Genomic DNA, 17,601 nt, shown 5'->3' with positions numbered 1-17,601 from the left:
CCCACGCGGGGCCGGGCCAGCCGTGGCCCGGCCCCGCGGTGTTTTCCCACCCCCGGACCCGGCCGGGCACCCGACACCGGCGCCGGGAGACCGGCCGACCGAGGAGGACCCGTGGCTCCCGATCCGAACAGCCGCACCGGGGACGCCGCCGACCCCGCGGGCGACCCGGCCTCCGACGTCGTCCGCCGGCTCGACGACCCCGACTTCCCGGCGCTCACCATGAGCCAGGCGGCCACGCTGCTCGGCGTCCAGGCCGCCTTCCTGCGCAGCCTCGACGGTTCGGGCGTGCTGCAGCCGCACCGCTCCCCCGGCGGCCACCGCCGCTACTCCCGCCACCAGCTGCAGCTCGCCGCGCGCCTGCGCGGCCTGCTCGACGAGGGGCACACGCTCGCCTCGGCCGAGGTGATCCTCGGGCTGCAGGACGAGCTCGCCGACGCCCGCGCCACCAGCGACCGGCTGCGCGACACGGTCGACCGGCTGCGGGCCGGCGACGACGACGCCCCGTCCCGGAGCGACGAGGGGGACGGCCGGCGCGTGGCGCCATGAACCCTAGGGGGGTATGGTTCCTCCTGTGACCGACCAGGAGACCACCCCCGGCCACGTCCACGGGTACATCAACCGCAAGGACGACTACCTCAAGCGGCTGCGGCGCATCGAGGGCCAGGCCCGCGGGCTGCAGCGCATGGTCGAGGACGAGAAGTACTGCATCGACATCCTCACCCAGGTCTCGGCGATGACCTCCGCCCTGCAGTCGGTCGCCCTCGGCCTGCTCGAGGAGCACCTGAGCCACTGCGTCGCGCAGGCCGCGGCCGCCGGTGGCCCCGAGGCCGACGAGAAGGTCCGCGAGGCCTCCGCCGCCATCGCCCGGCTCGTCCGTTCCTGACCCACCCGCTCCCCTCTGGAGGGACCTCCGTGAGCACCGCCAGCTACACCGTCGTCGGCATGACCTGCGGCCACTGCGTCTCCGCGGTGACCGAGGAGGTCAGCGGCCTGCCCGGCGTCACCGACGTCGCGGTGGACCTGGCCAGCGGCGGCCTGACCGTCACCAGCGAGGCCCCGGTCGACGACGACGCCGTGCGCGCCGCCGTCGAGGAGGCCGGCTACGAGGTGGCCGCCCGCTGAGGCGGGCGGTCGCGAGGGAGTCGCCGTGCGCACCGCGACCCGGGTCGCCGCCACCGTCGCGGTCGCGGCCGCCGTCCTCGGTGCCGGCTGGGGCGTCGGCGCGCTGGCCGGCCCCGTGGGCGAGCCGCCGTCCGCCCACGCCGACGAGGCGACGGGGCACGCCGAGGACGCCGGGCACGCCGCCGCGGCCGCTCCCGACACCGATCTCCCCGGCGGCCTCGCCGTCTCCCACGACGGCCACACGCTCGACCTGGGCAGCACGGCCCTGCCCGCGGGTGACGCCGTCCCGCTGTCGTTCCGGCTGCTCGGCCCCGACGGCGAGCCGGTGACCGCCTACGAGACGGTGCACGAGCAGGACCTGCACCTGGTCGCCGTCCGCCGCGACCTCACCGGCTACCAGCACGTGCACCCCGACCTGGCCCCCGACGGCACCTGGACGACGACGCTGGCGCTCACCCCCGGCTCCTGGCGGGTGGTCGCCGACGCCACCCCGTCCGCGCTCGGCCGTGGCGTCGTGCTCGGCGCCGACCTGGCCGTCGGCGGGGCGTCCGAGCCCGTGCCCCTCCCGCCACCGGCACCGACCGCGGAGGTCGACGGCTACACCGTCACGCTCGACGGCGGGCTGGTGGCCGGCCGGGAGTCGGAGGTCGTCCTCACCGTCACCCGCGACGGCGTCCCGGTGACCGACCTGCAGCCGTACCTCGGCGCCCGCGGCCACCTGGTGGCGCTGCGCGCCGGCGACCTGGGCTACCTGCACGTCCACCCCACCGGCTGTTCCTCGACTTCCGCCACGGCGACGTCGTGCACACCGCCGCCGTCACCCTGACCGCCCGGAGGGCCTCGTGAGCACGCAGCTCGAGCTGTCGATCGGCGGCATGACCTGCGCCTCCTGCGCGGCCCGCGTCGAGAAGAAGCTCAACCGCCTCGACGGCGTCACCGCCACGGTCAATTACGCGACCGAGAAGGCCCGCGTCAGCTTCGGCGACGGCGTCGCGCCCGAGGACCTCGTCGCCACGGTGGAGAAGGCCGGCTACACCGCCACGCTGCCCGCGCCGCCGGTGGACGACGTCGCCGAGGTCGACGTCGACGCGCCCCTGCGGCACCGACTCGTCGTGTCCGCCGTGCTCAGCGTGCCGGTCGTCGTCCTCGGCATGGTGCCGGCGCTGCAGTTCGAGTTTTGGCAGTGGCTCTCGCTCACCCTCGCCGCGCCGGTCGTGGTGTGGGGCGGCTGGCCGTTCCACCGCGCCGCGTGGACCAACCTCCGGCACGGCGCGGCGACCATGGACACCCTGGTCTCGCTGGGCACCGGGGCGGCGTTCCTGTGGTCGCTGTACGCGCTGTTCCTCGGGACCGCCGGCGAGCCGGGGATGACCCACGCGTTCAGCCTCGCCGTTCCCCGCACCGACGGGTCCGGCGACGTCTACCTCGAGGCCGCTGCCGGGGTGACCACCTTCCTGCTCGCCGGCCGGTACGCCGAGGCGCGGGCCAAGCGGCGGGCGGGGTCGGCGCTGCGGGCCCTGCTGGAGATGGGCGCCCGCGAGGTGTCGGTGCTGCGCGGCGGCGCCGAGAGCCGCGTGCCGGTGGAGCAGCTGGGGGTGGGCGACCTGTTCGTCGTCCGCCCCGGCGAGCGGGTGGCCACTGACGGCGAGGTGGTCGAGGGCTCCTCGGCGGTGGACGCCTCGATGCTCACCGGCGAGTCGGTGCCGGTGGAGGTGGGCCCGGGCGACGTCGTCGTCGGGGCCACGGTCAACGCCGGCGGGCGGCTGGTGGTGCGCGCGACCCGGGTCGGCGCGGACACCCAGCTCGCGCAGATGGCCCGGCTGGTGGAGGAGGCGCAGAACGGCAAGGCGCAGGTGCAGCGGCTGGCCGACCGCGTCTCCGGCGTCTTCGTGCCGGTCGTGCTCGCGCTCGCCCTCGCCACGCTCGGCTTCTGGCTGGGCACCGGCGCCGGGCCGGCCGGGGCCTTCCCGGCGGCGGTCGCCGTGCTGATCATCGCCTGCCCCTGCGCGCTCGGGCTGGCCACGCCGACCGCGCTGATGGTCGGCACCGGGCGGGGCGCGCAGCTGGGCATCCTGGTCCGCGGGCCCGAGGTGCTGGAGGCGACGCGGCGGGTGGACACCGTGGTGCTGGACAAGACCGGCACCGTCACCACCGGCGCGATGAGCCTGGTCGACGTCGCCGCCGCCCCCGGCGAGGACCCGGCCGAGGTGCTGCGGCGCGCCGGCGCGCTGGAGGACGCCTCGGAGCACCCGATCGCCGCCGCGGTCGCCCGGGCGGCCCGCGAGCGGGGGCCGCTGCCCGCCGTCACGGGGTTCCGCGCGGAGGCCGGGCTCGGCGTGCGCGGCACCGTGGCGGGGACCGAGGTCGTCGTCGGTCGGCCCTCCGTGCACGGGGAGCTGCCCGCGGAGCTGGCCGCCGCCGTCGCCGGCGCCGCCGCGGCGGGGCGGACGGCGGTGGCCGTCGGCTGGGACGGCGCGGCACGCGGCGTGCTGGTCGTGGCCGACACGGTCAAGCCGACGTCGGCCGAGGCGGTGCGCCGGTTCCGCGACCTGGGCCTGCGGCCGGTGCTGCTCACCGGCGACTCGGCGGCCGCCGCCCGCGCGGTCGCCGCCGAGGTCGGCATCGACGAGGTGGTGGCCGAGGTGCTGCCGGCCGGGAAGGTCGACGTCGTCCGCCGGCTGCAGGCGGAGGGGCGCACCGTGGCGATGGTGGGCGACGGCGTCAACGACGCGGCCGCCCTCGCCCAGGCCGACCTCGGGCTGGCCATGGGCACCGGCACCGACGTCGCCATCCAGGCCAGCGACCTGACCCTGGTGCGGGGTGACCTGCGCGTCGCCGCCGACGCCGTCCGGCTGGCCCGGCGCACGCTGGCGGTGATCAAGGGCAACCTGTTCTGGGCGTTCGCCTACAACGTCGCGGCGATCCCGGTGGCGATGGCCGGACTGCTCAACCCGATGATCGCCGGCGCGGCGATGGCGCTGAGCTCGGTCTTCGTCGTCACCAACAGCCTGCGGCTGCGCCGGTTCGCACCCCTGCCGGACGGCGCCGCGGCCGGGGCCGCCCTGCCCGCGGGGCGCGCCCGGGAGCACGCCGGCCGCTGACGACCGGGCCCGAGCCGCCCCGGTCGGGGTGGCGGCCGGACGGGAAACCCGTTGCCCCGGCGACGTCCCCGCGCACACTGGGGGCATGGCAGCGCGCAGGCTCCGCACCACCGCGCCGGGACCTCTCGGCGCCGTGAGCCCGCGAGCGCGCTGACCAGCGCCGCACCGCTCGACCACCCATCCGGCCCCGGGAGTCTCCCGGGGCCGGATGACGTCCCGGGAGCTCCCCGCCCACCCCAGGGAGCACCCGATGAACGCCCACCCCTCCCCCGCGGACGCACGCGACCACCGCCCGGTCGAGTCGCTGCCGGCCGACGACCACCGCCGCCTCGGACGGGAACTCGACCTGTTCGCCTCCGACCCGCTGCTGCCCGCCGGCATGCCGATCTGGCTGCCGGCCGGGGCGGTCGTCCGCGGGGAGCTCGAGCGCTACGTCCGCGAGGCCGAGCGCGCCGCCGGCTACGCCCACGTCTACTCACCGCCGCTGGGCAGGAAGGCCATGTACGAGCTCTCCGGGCACTGGGAGCACTACGCGGAGGCGATGTTCCCGCCGATCGAGGACGGCGGCAGCGGCCCGATCGTGCTGCGCCCGATGAACTGCCCCCACCACGTCGTCGCCTACCGGTCCCGGCCGCGGTCCTGGCGCGAGCTGCCGCTGCGGATCGCCGAGCTCGGCGCGATGTTCCGTGACGAGCCGTCCGGGTCGCTGTCGGGGCTCTCGCGGGTGCGGGCGATGGTCCTCAACGACGCCCACCACTTCTGCGACCCGGCCGACGTCGCCGGGGAGGTCGCGCTCGTCGTGGGCCTCATCGAGGACGCCTACGCCGCCCTGGGCCTGTCCGGGCACTCCTACCGGCTCTCGCTGCGCGGGGACGGGGCGAAGTACGCCGCCGACGACGCGCAGTGGGACCGGGCCGAGGCGGTGCTCGCGGGCGTGCTCGACGACCTGCGCGTGCCCTACGAGCCGGTCCGCGGCGAGGGGGCCTTCTACGGTCCGAAGATCGACGTCCAGGTGCCCGGCCGCGGCGGCCGGGTCGAGTCGTTCTCCTCGGTGCAGCTGGACTTCCTGCTCCCGCAGCGGTTCGCCCTGTCCTACGCCGGCCCGGACGGCCCCCGCCGTCCGGTGCTGCTGCACCGGACGGTGCTCTCCAGCATGGAGCGCTGCCTGGCGTTCCTGCTCGAGCAGCACGCCGGCGACCTGCCCGTGTGGTTGGCGCCGGTGCAGGCCGTGGTGCTGCCGGTCGACCCGTCCTCGGCCGCGCAGGCGCGGGCCGCGGCCGAGGTCGCGGCCGCGGCCCGGGCGGCCGGCCTGCGGGTCGACGTCGACGACGCCGCCGAGCCGCTCGGCGCGCGGGTGCGCCGCGCCCGGCTCGCGCGGGCCCCCTACCGGTTGGTGGTGGGCGAGCGGGAGTCCGCCGCCGGGCAGGTCGCCGTGGACCTGCGCGACGGCCGCCGGCTCGGCCCGGTGCCCGCGCAGCGGTTCGTCGGGCTGGCCGCCGGGGTCGCCGCGGGGCGCCTACAGCGGCTGTGGCCGTGACTCCCGGTCCGGGGCCGGCCGGGACACCCGCCGGCCCAGGACGTCCCCCGGCGGCACACCGGGAGCGCCCCCGGCGTTGGGCCGGGCATGACCAGTCGCTGGACCACCGCCGACATCCCCGACCAGACCGGCCGCACGGTCGTCGTCACCGGCGCCACGAGCGGGCTGGGCCTGGCCACCGCCCGTGCGCTGGCGCAGGCCGGCGCCCGCGTCGTGCTCGCCGTCCGCGATCCCGACCGGGGCGCGCGCGCCGCCGCGGGCCTGCCCGGTGACGTCGAGGTGCGCCGGCTGGACCTGGGCGACCTCGCCTCGGTGCGCGCCTTCGCCGCGGGGTGGACCGGCCCGCTCGACGTCCTGGTCAACAACGCCGGGATCATGATGGTGCCGCAGGGCCGCACGGCCGACGGCTTCGAGCTGCAGCTGGGCACCAACCACCTCGGGCACTTCGCGCTGACCAACCTGCTGCTGCCGCACGTCACCGACCGGGTGGTCACCGTCTCCTCGACGGCGCACCGGATGGGCACGATCGACCTCACCGACCTCAACTGGGAGACCCGGCGCTACTCGGCCGAGCGCGCCTACGGCCAGTCCAAGCTGGCCAACCTGCTGTTCACCCTGGAGCTGCAGCGCCGGCTCACCGCCGCCGGCTCGCCGGTGCGCGCGATGGCCGCCCACCCCGGCTGGTCGGCGACGAACCTGCAGGGCCGGACCGAGAACCGGCTCAAGGACGCGGTCATGGCGCTGGGCAACCGGGTGGTCGCCCAGTCCGCCGAGCAGGGCGCGCTGCCCACCCTGTTCGTGGCCACGGCCGACCTGCCCGGCGGGAGCTACGCCGGCCCGGACGGTCCGATGGAGGCCCGCGGGTACCCGACGCTGGTGGGCCGGACCGCCCCCGCCAGCGACCTGGACCTGGCCGCGCGGCTTTGGGCGGCGTCGGCCGAGCTCACCGGCGTCGACCTCCCGGCCTCCCTGCCCGCCCGGGCCTGAGCACGGTCAGAGGGCCGGGGCCAGGAGCAGGACGGTCGGGACGAGCAGGAGCAGGCCGGCGGCCAGCAGGGCCGCGGCACGGGCGGCGGCCGGCAGCGGGGCCGGCGGGGCGAGCAGCCGGACGACGCGCTCGCGCACGGCGGCACCGGCGACGGCGAGCGCGCCGCTGGGCACCTGCCCTCCCCCGGCCGCGCCGGCCGCCGCGACGATGGCCCGGGCCAGCGTGCGCCGCGGCTCGGGACCGCCGAGGGTGGCCAGCGCGCGGTCGTCGGCGCGCATCTCCACCAGCTCCCGGACGGCGGCGTGCGCGCGGGCGGCCGCGGGCAGCACCGGCAGCGCCGCCTCCCAGGCCACGAACGGCAGCAGGTAGAGGTGGTGGTGCTCGGCCAGGTGCGCCCGCTCGTGCGCGACCACGGCGGCCAGCTGGTCGTCGTCGAGCTCGGCGACCATGCCCGAGGAGAGCACCAGCAGCGGGCGGGCGCCGGGGATGCAGAACGCCACCGGCGCCGGGTGCTCGAGCAACCGGGCGTCGGGGGCCGCCGCCGAGGGCCGCACCACCAGCTCCAGCAGCGCGCGGTGCCGGCCGCGGGTGCGGGCGGTGCGCACCCACGACAGCGCCAGGACGCCGAGCAGCTCCGCGGCCAGCACCCCGGCCAGCGTCAGCGCGACCCAGTGGTCGCCCCGGACGGGGCCCTCGGAGGGGTCGCCGGCCAGCACCGCCCAGCCGGCCTCGGGCAGCGAGTGCCCCCACGGCGCGAGGCCGTGCACGAGCAGGGCGCCGATGATCGACAGCCCGCCGGCCAGGCCGATCGCCTGCCAGCACACCAGCGCCACGAGCGGGTCGCGCCGCGGCCACCGCGCGCGGCCCAGCAGCGCCGGCACCGGCCAGGCCAGCAGCGCGGCGAGGACCCCGAGCGCGGCGGCGGTCGCGGGCAGCACGTCAGCGGGCGTCCGGTGCCGCCCCGTCCAGCAGCTGCCGCAGCAGCCGGGCCTCCTCCGGGTCGACCCCGCCGACGAAGCGGGCCAGCACCGCCTGCCGGTCGCCGGACCGGCCGAGCACCTCGTGCATCAGCTCGGCGGCGTGCTGCTCGCGGCTGGCCGTGGGTCGGAAGCGACGGGGACGGGCGTCGTCGTGCTCGACGAAGCCCTTGCCCTCCAGCCGGGACAGCACCGTGTGCACGGTGGTCAGCGCCAGGCCGCGGTCGGCGAGCGCGTCGCGCAGCTCGGTGGCGGCCACGGGCCCGTCGGCCGCCCACAGGTGGTCCATGACCGCCCGCTCCAGGTCGCCCAGCGACGCCATGGTCCCTCCTGCCGATCGGTTTCTACCCAGCGTAGAACGGGCGGGTACGGCAGCGCACGGACCGTGTCGCGCACCTCACCCCGACGTCTTCTACGAGATGTAGAGAAACAGTTCTACGGAGCGTAGAAAGGAGGCGTCGGGGGCCGCTCCCGACAGGTGAGGAGCAGGTGCCGTGGACGTCCTGGACACGCTGGACATCGCCCGCTGGCAGTTCGGCATCACGACCGTCTACCACTTCCTGATGGTCCCGCTGACCATCGGCCTGGGGATCCTGGTCGCCGTCATGCAGACCCTGTGGCTGCGGACGCGCAAGCCCGAGTGGCTCCGCATGACCCGCTTCTGGGGCAAGGTCTACCTGGTCAACTTCGTCCTCGGCGTGGCCACCGGCCTCGTCCAGGAGTTCCAGTTCGGCCTGGCCTGGAGCGAGTACTCGCGCTTCGTCGGCGACGTCTTCGGCTCGCTGCTGGCCCTCGAGGCGCTGCTGGCCTTCTTCCTCGAGTCGACCTTCCTCGGCCTGTGGATCTTCGGCTGGGGCCGCATCCCGGCGAAGCTGCACCTCGCCGCGCTCTGGGCCGCCGTCGTCGGCTCGATCGTCAGCGCCTACTTCATCATCGCGGCCAACTCGTGGATGCAGCACCCGGTCGGCGTCGTCGCCGGCGACGACGGCCGCCCGCGGCAGGTCGACTTCCTCGCCGTCCTGACCAACAACACCGCCCTGGCCGCCTTCAGCCACGCCGTCGTCGCCGCGCTCATGGTCGCCGGCGCCCTGCTGGTCGGCATCGGCCTGTGGCACCTGCGCCGGCGAGCCCTCGCCGGCCGGCCCACCACCGACGTCGACCACGCGGTGTGGCGCCGCTCGGTCCGCCTCGGCGGGTTCGTCTCGCTGGCCGCCTTCCTGCTCGTCTCCCTGACCGGCGACTGGCAGGGCAAGCTCATGTACGAGCAGCAGCCGCTGAAGATGAGCTCGGCCGAGGCGCTGTGCGAGACCGAGGCGCCGGCACCGTTCTCGCTGTTCGCCTGGGCCAAGCTCGGCAGCAACGAGTGCGACGACGTGCACAGCTACACCGTCCCGGGCCTGCTCTCCTTCCTCGCGCACAGCGACTTCTCCACCGCCGTCCCGGGCGTGAACGAGCTGCAGGAGCAGTACGCCGAGGTCTACGGCGCCACCTACCCCGACGACCCGTCCTTCGGCGACCGCGCCGGCCAGCCGGTCGACTACACGCCGGTGCTCGCGGTGACCTACTGGAGCTTCCGGTTCATGATCGGCATGGGCGCGGTGTCGGCCGGGGTGGCGGCCTACGCGCTGTGGTCGACCCGCCGCGGCCGGGTGCCGACGTCGCGGATCGGCGTGTACGGCTCGCTGCTGGCCGTCGGTGCGCCCTTCGTGGCCAACGCGGCCGGGTGGGTGTTCACCGAGATGGGCCGCCAGCCCTTCGTCGTCTACCCCAACCCGGACGTGCCGGTCGGCGAGCAGGTCTGGTTCTTCACCGCCCAGGCCGTCTCCCCCGGCATCAGCGCCGCCGAGGTGTGGACCTCGCTGATCAGTCTCGGCCTGCTCTACGGCGCGCTCGCCGTCGTCGAGCTCTTCCTCGTCACCCGGCTGGTCCGCCGCGGCGTGACCACCGGCGACACCACGCCGACGCCGCCCGCGGTGGGCAGCTCCCGCCGGGACGACGACCAGCGTGCCGACGACGACCGTGCCGACGACGACGTCCTCTCCTTCGCGTACTGACCGGAGCGCCTGACATGGACCTGCAGACCCTGTGGTTCGCCGCCGTCGCGGTGCTGTGGACCGGCTTCCTGCTGCTGGAGGGCTTCGACTTCGGCGTCGCGGCGCTGTTGCCGGTGCTCGGCCGGCGAGGGACGGACGGCACCGCCGACCGGCACCTGATGCTGCGCACCATCGGCCCGGTCTGGGACGGCAACGAGGTCTGGCTGATCACCGCCACCGGCGCGGTGTTCGCCGCCTTCCCCGGCTGGTACGCCACCTGGCTGCCGGCGCTGTACCTGCCCTTCGTCGTCGTGCTGCTCGGCCTGATCGTGCGGGCGGTGGCCTTCGAGTGGCGGCACCAGTCGCACGACCCGCGGTGGGACGCCGCCTGGACCCGCGTCATCACCGGCGGCTCGCTGGTCGCGGCGGCCGGCATCGGCGCGGCGCTGGGCGCCACCACGCTCGGCCTGCCGATCGACGGCTCCGGCACCCGGGTCGGCGGCGCCCTCGCCGGGCTGGGCTGGTCGTCGCTGCTGGGCGCGGTCGCCGTCGTCGCCTACTCGCTGGTGCACGGCGCGCTGTTCCTGGCGCTGAAGACCGACGGCCCGCTGCGGCTGCGGGCGCGGGCGTTCGCGCTGCGCTGGTCGCCGGTGGGCGCGCTGCCGCTGCTGGCCTGGGCGGGGCTGGTCCAGCTGCGCTCGGGCACCGTGCTCACCGCGGTGCTGTGGCTGGTCGCGGCGCTGGCCGTCATCGTCACCTGGACCCGGGTGCGGCTCGACCGCGAGGGGCAGGCCTTCGCCGGCTGGGCCACCGTGCTGCTGGCCTCGGCGGCGACGCTGTTCGGCGCGGCCTACCCGGTGGTGGTGCCCTCCACCGTCGACGCGGCCTTCGACGTCACCGTCACCGACGCCTCGGTCAGCGACTACACGCTCACCGTGATGACGTGGGTGGCCGGGATCGGCCTGCCGGTGGTGCTCGCCTACCAGGCCTGGACCTACTGGGTCTTCCGCCGGCGGCTGACCGCCGAGCCGCAGCACGAGACGGTGGCCGCGTGACCTCCCGGGGTCCCCTGGCGGCGCTGGCCGGGGTGCCGGGGCTGCCCGGCGCGCTGGCCCGGGCGGCGCTGGCCGCCCTCGGCTCGACCGCGGGGCTGGTGCTGCTCGCCGCCGGGCTGGCCCACGCCCTCGCCCGCGCCGCCGGGTCCGCCGACGGCGCGCTGCTGCCGCCGCTCGCCGTGGCCGCCGCCGGTGCGGCGCTGCGGGCGCTGGCCGGCACCCTCGGCGACCTGGCCGCCGACCGCGACGCCCGCCGCGCCGAGGACGGCCTGCGCCGCGCCCTGCTCGGCCGGCTGGCCGCCTCCCCGGCCGCGGTCGCCGCCGCGGGCGGACCGGCCCCCGCAGCGGTGCTGGCCACCACCCGGCTGGCCGACCTCGCGCCGGGCCTGGCCGCCTACCTGCCGGCGCTGGCGCAGACGCTCGTCGTCCCGCCGGTGCTGCTGGTCGTCCTGGCCGCCACCGACCTGCTCTCGGCCGGCCTGGTCGCGGTCACGCTGCCGCTGGTCCCGGTGTTCCTGGCGCTGGTCGGGCTGGCCACCCGCGACGGCACCGCCGACGCCGCCCGGGCGCTGGACCGGCTGGCCGCGCACGTCGCCGAGCTCGTCCGCGGGCTGCCGGTGCTGGCCGGCCTCGGCCGCGCCGCCGACCAGGTGGCCGCGCTCGCCGAGCTGGGCGAGGTCTCGCGCCGGCGCACCCTGGCCACCCTGCGGCTGGCGTTCGTCTCGGCGCTGGTGCTCGAGCTGGTGGCCACGCTGTCGGTCGCGCTGGTCGCGGTCACCGTGGGCCTGCGGCTGGTGCACGGCGACCTCGACCTCGCCGTCGGGCTGACCGCCCTGCTGCTGGCGCCGGAGGCGTTCGCCCCGCTGCGCGCCCTGGGCGCGGCGCACCACGCCAACGAGGCCGCCACGCTCGCCGCCGCCGAGGCGCGGGCCGTGCTCGCCGCGCCGGTCGCCCCGCCCGCCCCTGCCGCCGGCGGCGGTGACCCGCGCGGCGCCGACGTCGCCGTCACCGGGCTGAGCGTGCGGCACTCCGGCCGGGTGCTGCCCGCGCTGCCGCCGGTGGACCTGGCGCTGCGGCCCGGCGAGCTGGTGGTCCTGCGCGGCGCCAGCGGCTCGGGCAAGTCGACGCTGCTGGCCGCGCTCACCGGCGCCCTGGACCCGGCCGCGGCGGTCACCGGGACCGTGACCGGCGTGCCCGCCGGCGGGGTGGCGCTGGTGGCGCAGCACCCGCGGACGACGGCGCCCACCGTGGCCGACGAGCTGCGCCGGCACGCCGCACCCGCACCCGGCGTCGACGCCGTGGCGGCCGAGGCGTACGTGGTCGAGGCACTGGCCCGGGTCGGCGCGAGCGGGCTCGCCGGCCGCGACTGCACCACCCTCTCCCCCGGCGAGCTGCAGCGGGTCGCGGTCGCGCGGGCGCTGGTGCGCCTCCGCCGCGGCGCCTCGCTGCTGCTCCTCGACGAGCCCACCGCGCACCTCGACGCCGCCTCGGCCGCCCGCGTGGCCGCCGTCCTCGCCGACCTGCGCGGCTCGGTCACGGTCCTGCTGGTCACCCACGACCCGGCCCTGGCTGCGCTGGCCGACCGCACCGTCGACCTCCCCGGCACCCCCGTCCCCACCCCCTCCCCCGCGAGATCTGCACAGTGGCCCTCATCAGCGCCCGATGACGACCGGTGTGCAGATCTCGCGGTCACCGACGGGACGACGGTGGACCCGGTGATCGCCCCGACCACGACGCGGCTCGGGTGGCCGCGGCGGGCACTGGCGCGCGCTGTGGCGGCGGGGACGGCGTCGGCCGGCGCGGGGGTCGCGCTCACCGCCGTGAGCGGCTGGCTCATCGTGCGAGCCGCGGAGATGCCGCCGATCCTCACGCTGATGGTCGCCATCGTCGGCGTCCGGGCGTTCGGCCTGGGCCGCGCCGCGCTGCGCTGGGTCGAGCGGCTGGCCGCGCACGACGCCGCGCTGCGCACCGCCGCCGACCTGCGGGTGCGCGTCTGGCGGGCGCTGGCCGCGCAGGGCGTCGCGGCCGACCGGACGCCGGGCAGCGCGCTGGCCCGCGTGGTCGGCGACGTCGGCCTGGTGCAGGACCTCTCCGTGCGCGTCGTCCCGCCGGCGCTGGTGGCGGCCACCGTGCCCGCGCTCACCGTCGCTGCGCTGGCCCTGCTCTCCCCGGCCGCCGCGGCGGCCGTCGCCGCGGCGCTGGCGGTCACCGCCGCACTCGTGCTGCTGGTGCACCGCCGGGTCGACGCCGGGGCCGCCCGCGCCGAGGGCGCGCTGCGGGTGGGCGCCCTGCGGGACGTCACCACCGCGCTCGAGGGAGCGGCCGACCTGCGGGCGCACGGCCTGGCCGCGGCCACCGCCGCCGACCTCGCGGCGGCGGCCGGCCGCCGCGCCTCCGTCGCCGCCACCGGCGCCCGCGCCGGCGCGCTGGGCGCCGGGCTGGTCGTGCTCGGCACCGGGCTGGCCGCCGTCCTCGCCACGGCGATCGGGACGGCGAGCGGTCTGGGCGGCCCGGCGGTCGCGGTGCTCGGGCTGGCGCCGCTGGCCCTGGCCGAGCCGCTGACCGGGCTGGTGTCCGCGCTGCAGCGGCGCGGTGCCCTCGCCGACGCCCGCGCCCGCCTCGACGCCGTCCTCACCGCCCCGGTGCCGGCCGACCTGGCCGACCCGCTGCGCGCCCCGGCGCCGGTCCGGGAGGTCGCCGTCGCCGACCTCACCGCCGGCTGGCCGGGTGGACCCGACGTGCTGCGCGGCCTGACCGCGCGGGCGAGGGCGGACGGCGGCTGGCTCGTGGTCCGCGGACCGTCGGGCGCGGGCAAGTCGACGTTCCTCGCCGTGCTGCTGGCCGCCCTGCGTCCCCGCGGCGGGCGCTACGTGCTCGGCGGCGTCGACACCGCCCGGCTGACCGGCGACGCCGTCCGCTCACGCACCGCCTGGCTGCCGCAGGACGCGCACGTGTTCGCCTCGACCGTCCGCGCCAACCTGGCGCTGGCCGCGCCGCGCGGGGCGCTGGCCGGTCCGGACGGCGAGGCACGCATGACCGCCGCGCTCACCGCCGCGGGCCTGGGCCCGCTGCTGGCCGGCCTGCCCGACGGGCTCGACACCCCGGTCGGCGCCGGTGGCACGGCGCTGTCGGGTGGCGAGCGGCGGCGGCTGGCCGCGGCCCGCGCGCTGCTGGCCGACCGCGACGTGGTCCTGCTCGACGAGCCGACCGCGCACCTCGACCCGCCCACCGCCGCGGCGCTCGTGCGGGACCTGCGCGCGGCGCTGGCCGGCCGGGTGGTCGTCTGCGTGACCCACGACGACGGGCTCGAGCAGCCCGGCGACACCGTCGTCCGGCTGGGCGCCGGGGAGCCCGCGCTGGCCGCCTGAGCTCACGCGGCCGCGGCCCGCGGGCGCAGCGGACCGCCGGGGGCGACCCGCAGCACCTCGTAGCCGGGGCAGGCGGGCAGCCGCGGGTCGACCACCAGCGGCACGCCCGCCGGGTCCCCCAGCAGGCCCTGCTCGACCGCGGCCGCCCCGAGCTGCGCACGCAGCCGGTCGTGCAGCTCCGGCCGCAGGCGGATCTCCCGGGGCGGCGCCGTGCCGGGGGCCCAGGCGGCGGCGAGCAGGTCACCGGCGAGGTCGGGTCGGGCCCGGTGCCCGCGCGGGACGGTGCGGTCGGTCGGGACGAGAAGGGCGGCGGTGGCCATGGCGAGCCTCCTGGGCGGATCCCCGTGCTCTGAGAACGCCGGGGACTACGGAGTCGTGCCTACACCGGAGGACCGACGGTCCCGGCCTGATACCGGAGGGCGCGATCCCGCCGAGCGGCCCGGCCGACGGTGGCGGGTGCGGCCGGCCTAGCCGTCGTCCCCCGGGGCGGCGGGCAGCACGACCACGCCGTCCCGGTCGGCGCACAGCCACTCGCCCTCGCGGAAGGCCACGCCGGCGAACAGGACCGGCAGTCCGGCCTGACCGGAGTGCAGCCCCCGCACGCTGCGCCGCGGGTGGGTGGCCAGCGCACGGACGCCGATGGGCTGGGCGTCGATCTCGTCGGCGTCGCGCACCGCGCCGTTGACCACGACGCCGGCCCAGCCGTTCTCCGCGGCCGCCACGGCGAGGTTGCCGCCCAGCAGCGCACAGCGCAGCGAGCCCCCGCCGTCGACGACGAGCACCCGCCCCTCGCCCGGTCGCTGCACCGCCTCGCGGACGAGGCCGTTGTCCTCGAAGACCTTGAGCGTGGCGATCGTGCCGCTGAACTCCGGGCGCCCGCCGAAGGACCGGAACACCGGATCGCAGACCTGCGCCTCCGGGTGGGCGTCGCACACGTCGGTGGTGGCGGGACGGGTGGGGGTCATCGGCTCTCCTCGGGGGTCGGCTGCGGAACGGGGAGCGGGGCGGCGCTCACGCCCACCCCTCCGTGCAGTGCCCGACCAGCACCCGGCCGACCGTGTCGACCTCGCTGCCGGGGACGACGGTGCGCTCGGCCACCCGCCGCCAGGCGGCCGCGTGCGGGGTCCGGTGGTGGGCGTCGAGCGCCGCGTCGTCGGCGTAGAGCTCGGAGAGGACGAAGGAGTCGGGCCGGCCGGCCACCTGGCAGACCTCGAAGCGCAGGCACCCGGGCTCGTCCCGCACCGACGCCTCCGCGGTGGCCGAGGCGCCGGTCAGGAACTCCTCCCGGCACCCGGGCCGGACCCGCACCTGCACGACCAGGCTGAACACGGCCTCCCCCTCTCGGTTGCTGTGGAGGTTATAAGCTGTTGCCGGACGTGACCAGCAGCAGGGTCGATGTGCAGGCCAGACGAGTGTCGTCGTTGCAAGGAGGGTGCTGTCGTGGCCGGTGAGGAGGGTCTGGCGACCAAGAGCCAGCGCGCCTACGAGCGGGTCCGGGAGATGGTGCTGTCCGGGGAGCTGGCGCCCGGCTCGGTCCTCAACCAGGCCGCCCTCGCCCACCGACTGGGGGTGAGCACCACGCCGCTGCGCGAGGCGCTGCGGCTGCTCAAGCAGCAGGGCCTGGTCGAGCTCGACGCCCACCGCGACGCCCGGGTGACGCCACTGGACGCCGCGGAGGCCCGCGACCTGCTGGAGCTGCGCCAGAGCCTGGACCCGCTCGCCGCCGGCCTGGCCGCCCAGCGCCGCACCGTCGAGGACCTCGAGCGGATGCGCGCGGCGCTGGCCTCGCTCTCCGCCCTGCGCGCGGACGCCTCGCCCGCCCAGCTGGCCGGTCACCGCACCTTCCACGCCGCCGTCTACCGGGCGTCGCACAACGCCGTCCTGGTCGAGGCGCTCGACGGGCTGTGGGACAAGACCGACCGCTACCGCCGGCACGCGCTCGCCGCCGGGCGCAGCGAGGAGGAGGTCGAGCAGCGCGCCGAGGAGCACCGCGCGCTGCTGGCGGCGGTCTCCGACCGGGACGCCGAGGCGGCCGCGGCGATCATGCGCGCCCACGTCGAGACCAGTCTGGGCGCCCGCTCGGCCGACCGGCTCACGCACGAGCAGGGCCGGCGGCACGGGCCGCACGAACCGCACCGGGACCGGCAGGTCGCCGGCGGGGGTCGACGGCAGGTCGCCGGTGGGGGTCGACGGTGAACGGCGGGGGGCGCCGGGCACTGGCGGTGCTGCTCACCCACTCGGTGCTCACCCAGGTGGTGACCTTCGTGCTGCGGCCGGCCTCGGCCTACCGGGCGCTCGAGCTCGACGTGCCGGCGGCCTGGCTGGGTGCGCTGACCGCGTCGTTCGCCGTCGTCCCGCTGCTGCTGGCCGTGCCCTCGGGCCAGGCCACCGACCGCTTCGGCGAGCGCCGGGTGCTGCTGGCCGGGGCGGTCCTCGTGCTGGCGTCCGCGCTGCTGTTCGCCACCGGGCGCGGCGGCGCCGCCGGGCTGGTGGCGGCCAGCGTGGTGCTGGGCACCGGGCACCTGCTGTCGGTGGTCGGCCAGCAGGCGGCGGTGGCCAACGCCGCGGGTCCGGGCCGGTTCGACACCGCGTTCGGCCACTACACCTTCGCCGCGTCCCTGGGCCAGGCGCTCGGCCCGGCGCTCATCACCGCGGTCGGCGGGGCGGGCACGATCCCCGACACGCGGCCGGTCTTCCTCGTCGCGGTGGTCCTCGGCGGCGCGCTGCTGGTCTGCACCGCCGCGCTGCGGCTGCCGCACCGCGAGCGGGCCGCCGGAGCCACGGAGAGCGGCGGCATGGGCACGCTGCTCCGGCTGCCCGGGCTGGTCCGGGCGCTGACGATCAGCTGCATCGTGCTCGCGGCGGTCGACATCACGCTGGTCTACCTGCCGGCGCTGGGCGCCGACCGCGGCCTGGCCGCCGGGCTGGTGGGCCTGCTGCTGACCCTGCGCGCGGTCGCGTCGATGACCTCGCGCTTCTTCCTCGGCCGGCTGGTGCGGCTGCTCGGCCGCAGGAGGCTGATGCTCACCAGCGTCCTGCTGTCGGCGGCCGCGATGGCGGCCGTCGCCGTCCCGGCGCCGCCGGCGGTGCTCGCGGTCCTCGTCGTCCTGCTCGGACTCGGGCTGGGCGTGGGGCAGCCGCTGACCATGTCGTGGCTCGCCGAGGTGGCTCCCGCGGGGCTGCGCGGCCGGGCGATGTCGCTGCGGCTGACCGGCAACCGGCTGGGGCAGGTGCTCATCCCGACCACCGTGGGCCTGCTGGCGGCCGGCGTCGGCTCGGCCGGGGTGCTGTGGGCGACCGCCGGGGCGCTCGCCGTCGCCGGCGCCGCGGCCCGGCGGCTGGCGGTCGACGGCGGCCCCGGGGTCTGACACCGGTGCGTGCGCAGCGATGAGTTCGCCGGCGCCTCCCGGTCCACACCCC

Annotated in this window: 17 protein-coding genes; 12 read left to right on the top strand and 5 right to left on the bottom strand. The window is 77.6% G+C overall.

What is annotated here, in order from left to right; genetic code table 11:
- Positions 1-111: 111 nt before the first annotated feature.
- From ACWIZO_RS16605 to ACWIZO_RS16575, 7 genes are all read left to right on the top strand, one after another.
- The gene (locus tag ACWIZO_RS16605; protein ID WP_448638752.1) at positions 112-546 is read left to right on the top strand and encodes a helix-turn-helix domain-containing protein; all 435 of its coding nucleotides are present in this window, start codon (positions 112-114) and stop codon (positions 544-546) included.
- Between the two features lie 25 nt (positions 547-571).
- Complete coding sequence (locus tag ACWIZO_RS16600) at positions 572-883, top strand: metal-sensitive transcriptional regulator (protein WP_448638751.1); 312 nt, start codon at positions 572-574, stop codon at positions 881-883.
- 29 nt (positions 884-912) lie between these two features.
- Positions 913-1,122 (top strand): heavy-metal-associated domain-containing protein, encoded by a 210-nt coding sequence (locus tag ACWIZO_RS16595; RefSeq protein WP_446759807.1) that lies wholly within the window; start codon positions 913-915, stop codon positions 1,120-1,122.
- 25 nt (positions 1,123-1,147) lie between these two features.
- The gene (locus ACWIZO_RS16590; protein WP_448638750.1) at positions 1,148-1,948 is read left to right on the top strand and encodes a hypothetical protein; all 801 of its coding nucleotides are present in this window, start codon (positions 1,148-1,150) and stop codon (positions 1,946-1,948) included.
- A 16-nt stretch (positions 1,949-1,964) separates the two neighbouring features.
- Positions 1,965-4,223 carry a heavy metal translocating P-type ATPase gene (locus ACWIZO_RS16585; protein WP_448638749.1) on the top strand — a complete coding sequence of 753 codons (2,259 nt, stop codon included), beginning with the start codon at positions 1,965-1,967 and terminating at the stop codon, positions 4,221-4,223.
- Positions 4,224-4,473: 250 nt separating this feature from the next.
- Positions 4,474-5,760: a threonine--tRNA ligase gene (thrS, locus tag ACWIZO_RS16580; protein ID WP_448638748.1), complete on the top strand. Its 1,287-nt coding sequence runs from the start codon at positions 4,474-4,476 to the stop codon at positions 5,758-5,760.
- 87 nt (positions 5,761-5,847) lie between these two features.
- On the top strand, positions 5,848-6,747 hold the full coding sequence (locus tag ACWIZO_RS16575) for an oxidoreductase (RefSeq protein ID WP_448638747.1): 900 nt from the start codon (positions 5,848-5,850) through the stop codon (positions 6,745-6,747).
- Positions 6,748-6,753: 6 nt separating this feature from the next.
- Here ACWIZO_RS16575 and ACWIZO_RS16570 read toward each other — a convergent pair whose 3' ends face one another.
- Positions 6,754-7,686, bottom strand: a complete 933-nt coding sequence (locus ACWIZO_RS16570) for a M56 family metallopeptidase (protein WP_448638746.1) — start codon at positions 7,684-7,686, stop codon at positions 6,754-6,756.
- A 1-nt stretch (position 7,687) separates the two neighbouring features.
- The gene (locus ACWIZO_RS16565) at positions 7,688-8,047 is read right to left on the bottom strand and encodes a BlaI/MecI/CopY family transcriptional regulator (protein WP_448638745.1); all 360 of its coding nucleotides are present in this window, start codon (positions 8,045-8,047) and stop codon (positions 7,688-7,690) included.
- A gap of 172 nt (positions 8,048-8,219) precedes the next feature.
- On the opposite strand from ACWIZO_RS16565, the gene ACWIZO_RS16560 reads away from it, so the two are divergent.
- Genes ACWIZO_RS16560 through cydC form a run of 3 tightly spaced genes read left to right on the top strand, consistent with a single transcriptional unit; the run spans position 8,220 to position 14,181 of the window.
- On the top strand, positions 8,220-9,779 hold the full coding sequence (locus ACWIZO_RS16560) for a cytochrome ubiquinol oxidase subunit I (RefSeq protein ID WP_448638744.1): 1,560 nt from the start codon (positions 8,220-8,222) through the stop codon (positions 9,777-9,779).
- Positions 9,780-9,793: 14 nt separating this feature from the next.
- Positions 9,794-10,813 carry a cytochrome d ubiquinol oxidase subunit II gene (gene cydB, locus ACWIZO_RS16555; RefSeq protein WP_448638743.1) on the top strand — a complete coding sequence of 340 codons (1,020 nt, stop codon included), beginning with the start codon at positions 9,794-9,796 and terminating at the stop codon, positions 10,811-10,813.
- Positions 10,810-14,181 (top strand): thiol reductant ABC exporter subunit CydC, encoded by a 3,372-nt coding sequence (cydC, locus tag ACWIZO_RS16550; protein WP_448638742.1) that lies wholly within the window; start codon positions 10,810-10,812, stop codon positions 14,179-14,181. Before cydB ends, cydC begins: the two co-directional genes overlap by 4 nt.
- 2 nt (positions 14,182-14,183) lie before the next feature.
- Here the strand turns inward: cydC and ACWIZO_RS16545 are convergent, their stop codons facing one another.
- From ACWIZO_RS16545 to ACWIZO_RS16535, 3 genes are all read right to left on the bottom strand, one after another.
- Positions 14,184-14,501, bottom strand: coding sequence for a hypothetical protein (locus tag ACWIZO_RS16545; protein ID WP_448638741.1), 318 nt, complete (start codon positions 14,499-14,501; stop codon positions 14,184-14,186).
- Between the two features lie 147 nt (positions 14,502-14,648).
- Complete coding sequence (rraA, locus tag ACWIZO_RS16540; protein ID WP_448638740.1) at positions 14,649-15,146, bottom strand: ribonuclease E activity regulator RraA; 498 nt, start codon at positions 15,144-15,146, stop codon at positions 14,649-14,651.
- 46 nt (positions 15,147-15,192) lie between these two features.
- Positions 15,193-15,510: a putative quinol monooxygenase gene (locus ACWIZO_RS16535; RefSeq protein WP_448638739.1), complete on the bottom strand. Its 318-nt coding sequence runs from the start codon at positions 15,508-15,510 to the stop codon at positions 15,193-15,195.
- Between the two features lie 111 nt (positions 15,511-15,621).
- On the opposite strand from ACWIZO_RS16535, the gene ACWIZO_RS16530 reads away from it, so the two are divergent.
- The gene (locus ACWIZO_RS16530) at positions 15,622-16,377 is read left to right on the top strand and encodes a GntR family transcriptional regulator (protein WP_448638738.1); all 756 of its coding nucleotides are present in this window, start codon (positions 15,622-15,624) and stop codon (positions 16,375-16,377) included.
- Positions 16,374-17,549 carry an MFS transporter gene (locus ACWIZO_RS16525; RefSeq protein WP_448638737.1) on the top strand — a complete coding sequence of 392 codons (1,176 nt, stop codon included), beginning with the start codon at positions 16,374-16,376 and terminating at the stop codon, positions 17,547-17,549. Before ACWIZO_RS16530 ends, ACWIZO_RS16525 begins: the two co-directional genes overlap by 4 nt.
- Positions 17,550-17,601: the final 52 nt, after the last annotated feature.

The organism is Geodermatophilus sp. URMC 63 (assembly GCF_053502565.1).
The sequence above is the reverse complement of the archived record's forward strand: the minus strand, read 5'-3'. Positions and strand labels throughout refer to the sequence as shown.

What these genes read in the sequence shown, in the direction of transcription:
- thrS (WP_448638748.1), top strand. Translation starts at nt 4,474, where the DNA reads ATGAACGCCCACCCCTCCCCCGCGGACGCACGCGACCACCGCCCGGTC.
- ACWIZO_RS16575 (WP_448638747.1), top strand. Translation starts at nt 5,848, where the DNA reads ATGACCAGTCGCTGGACCACCGCCGACATCCCCGACCAGACCGGCCGC.
- ACWIZO_RS16565 (WP_448638745.1), bottom strand. Translation starts at nt 8,047, where the DNA reads ATGGCGTCGCTGGGCGACCTGGAGCGGGCGGTCATGGACCACCTGTGG.
- cydB (WP_448638743.1), top strand. Translation starts at nt 9,794, where the DNA reads ATGGACCTGCAGACCCTGTGGTTCGCCGCCGTCGCGGTGCTGTGGACC.
- ACWIZO_RS16545 (WP_448638741.1), bottom strand. Translation starts at nt 14,501, where the DNA reads ATGGCCACCGCCGCCCTTCTCGTCCCGACCGACCGCACCGTCCCGCGC.
- rraA (WP_448638740.1), bottom strand. Translation starts at nt 15,146, where the DNA reads ATGACCCCCACCCGTCCCGCCACCACCGACGTGTGCGACGCCCACCCG.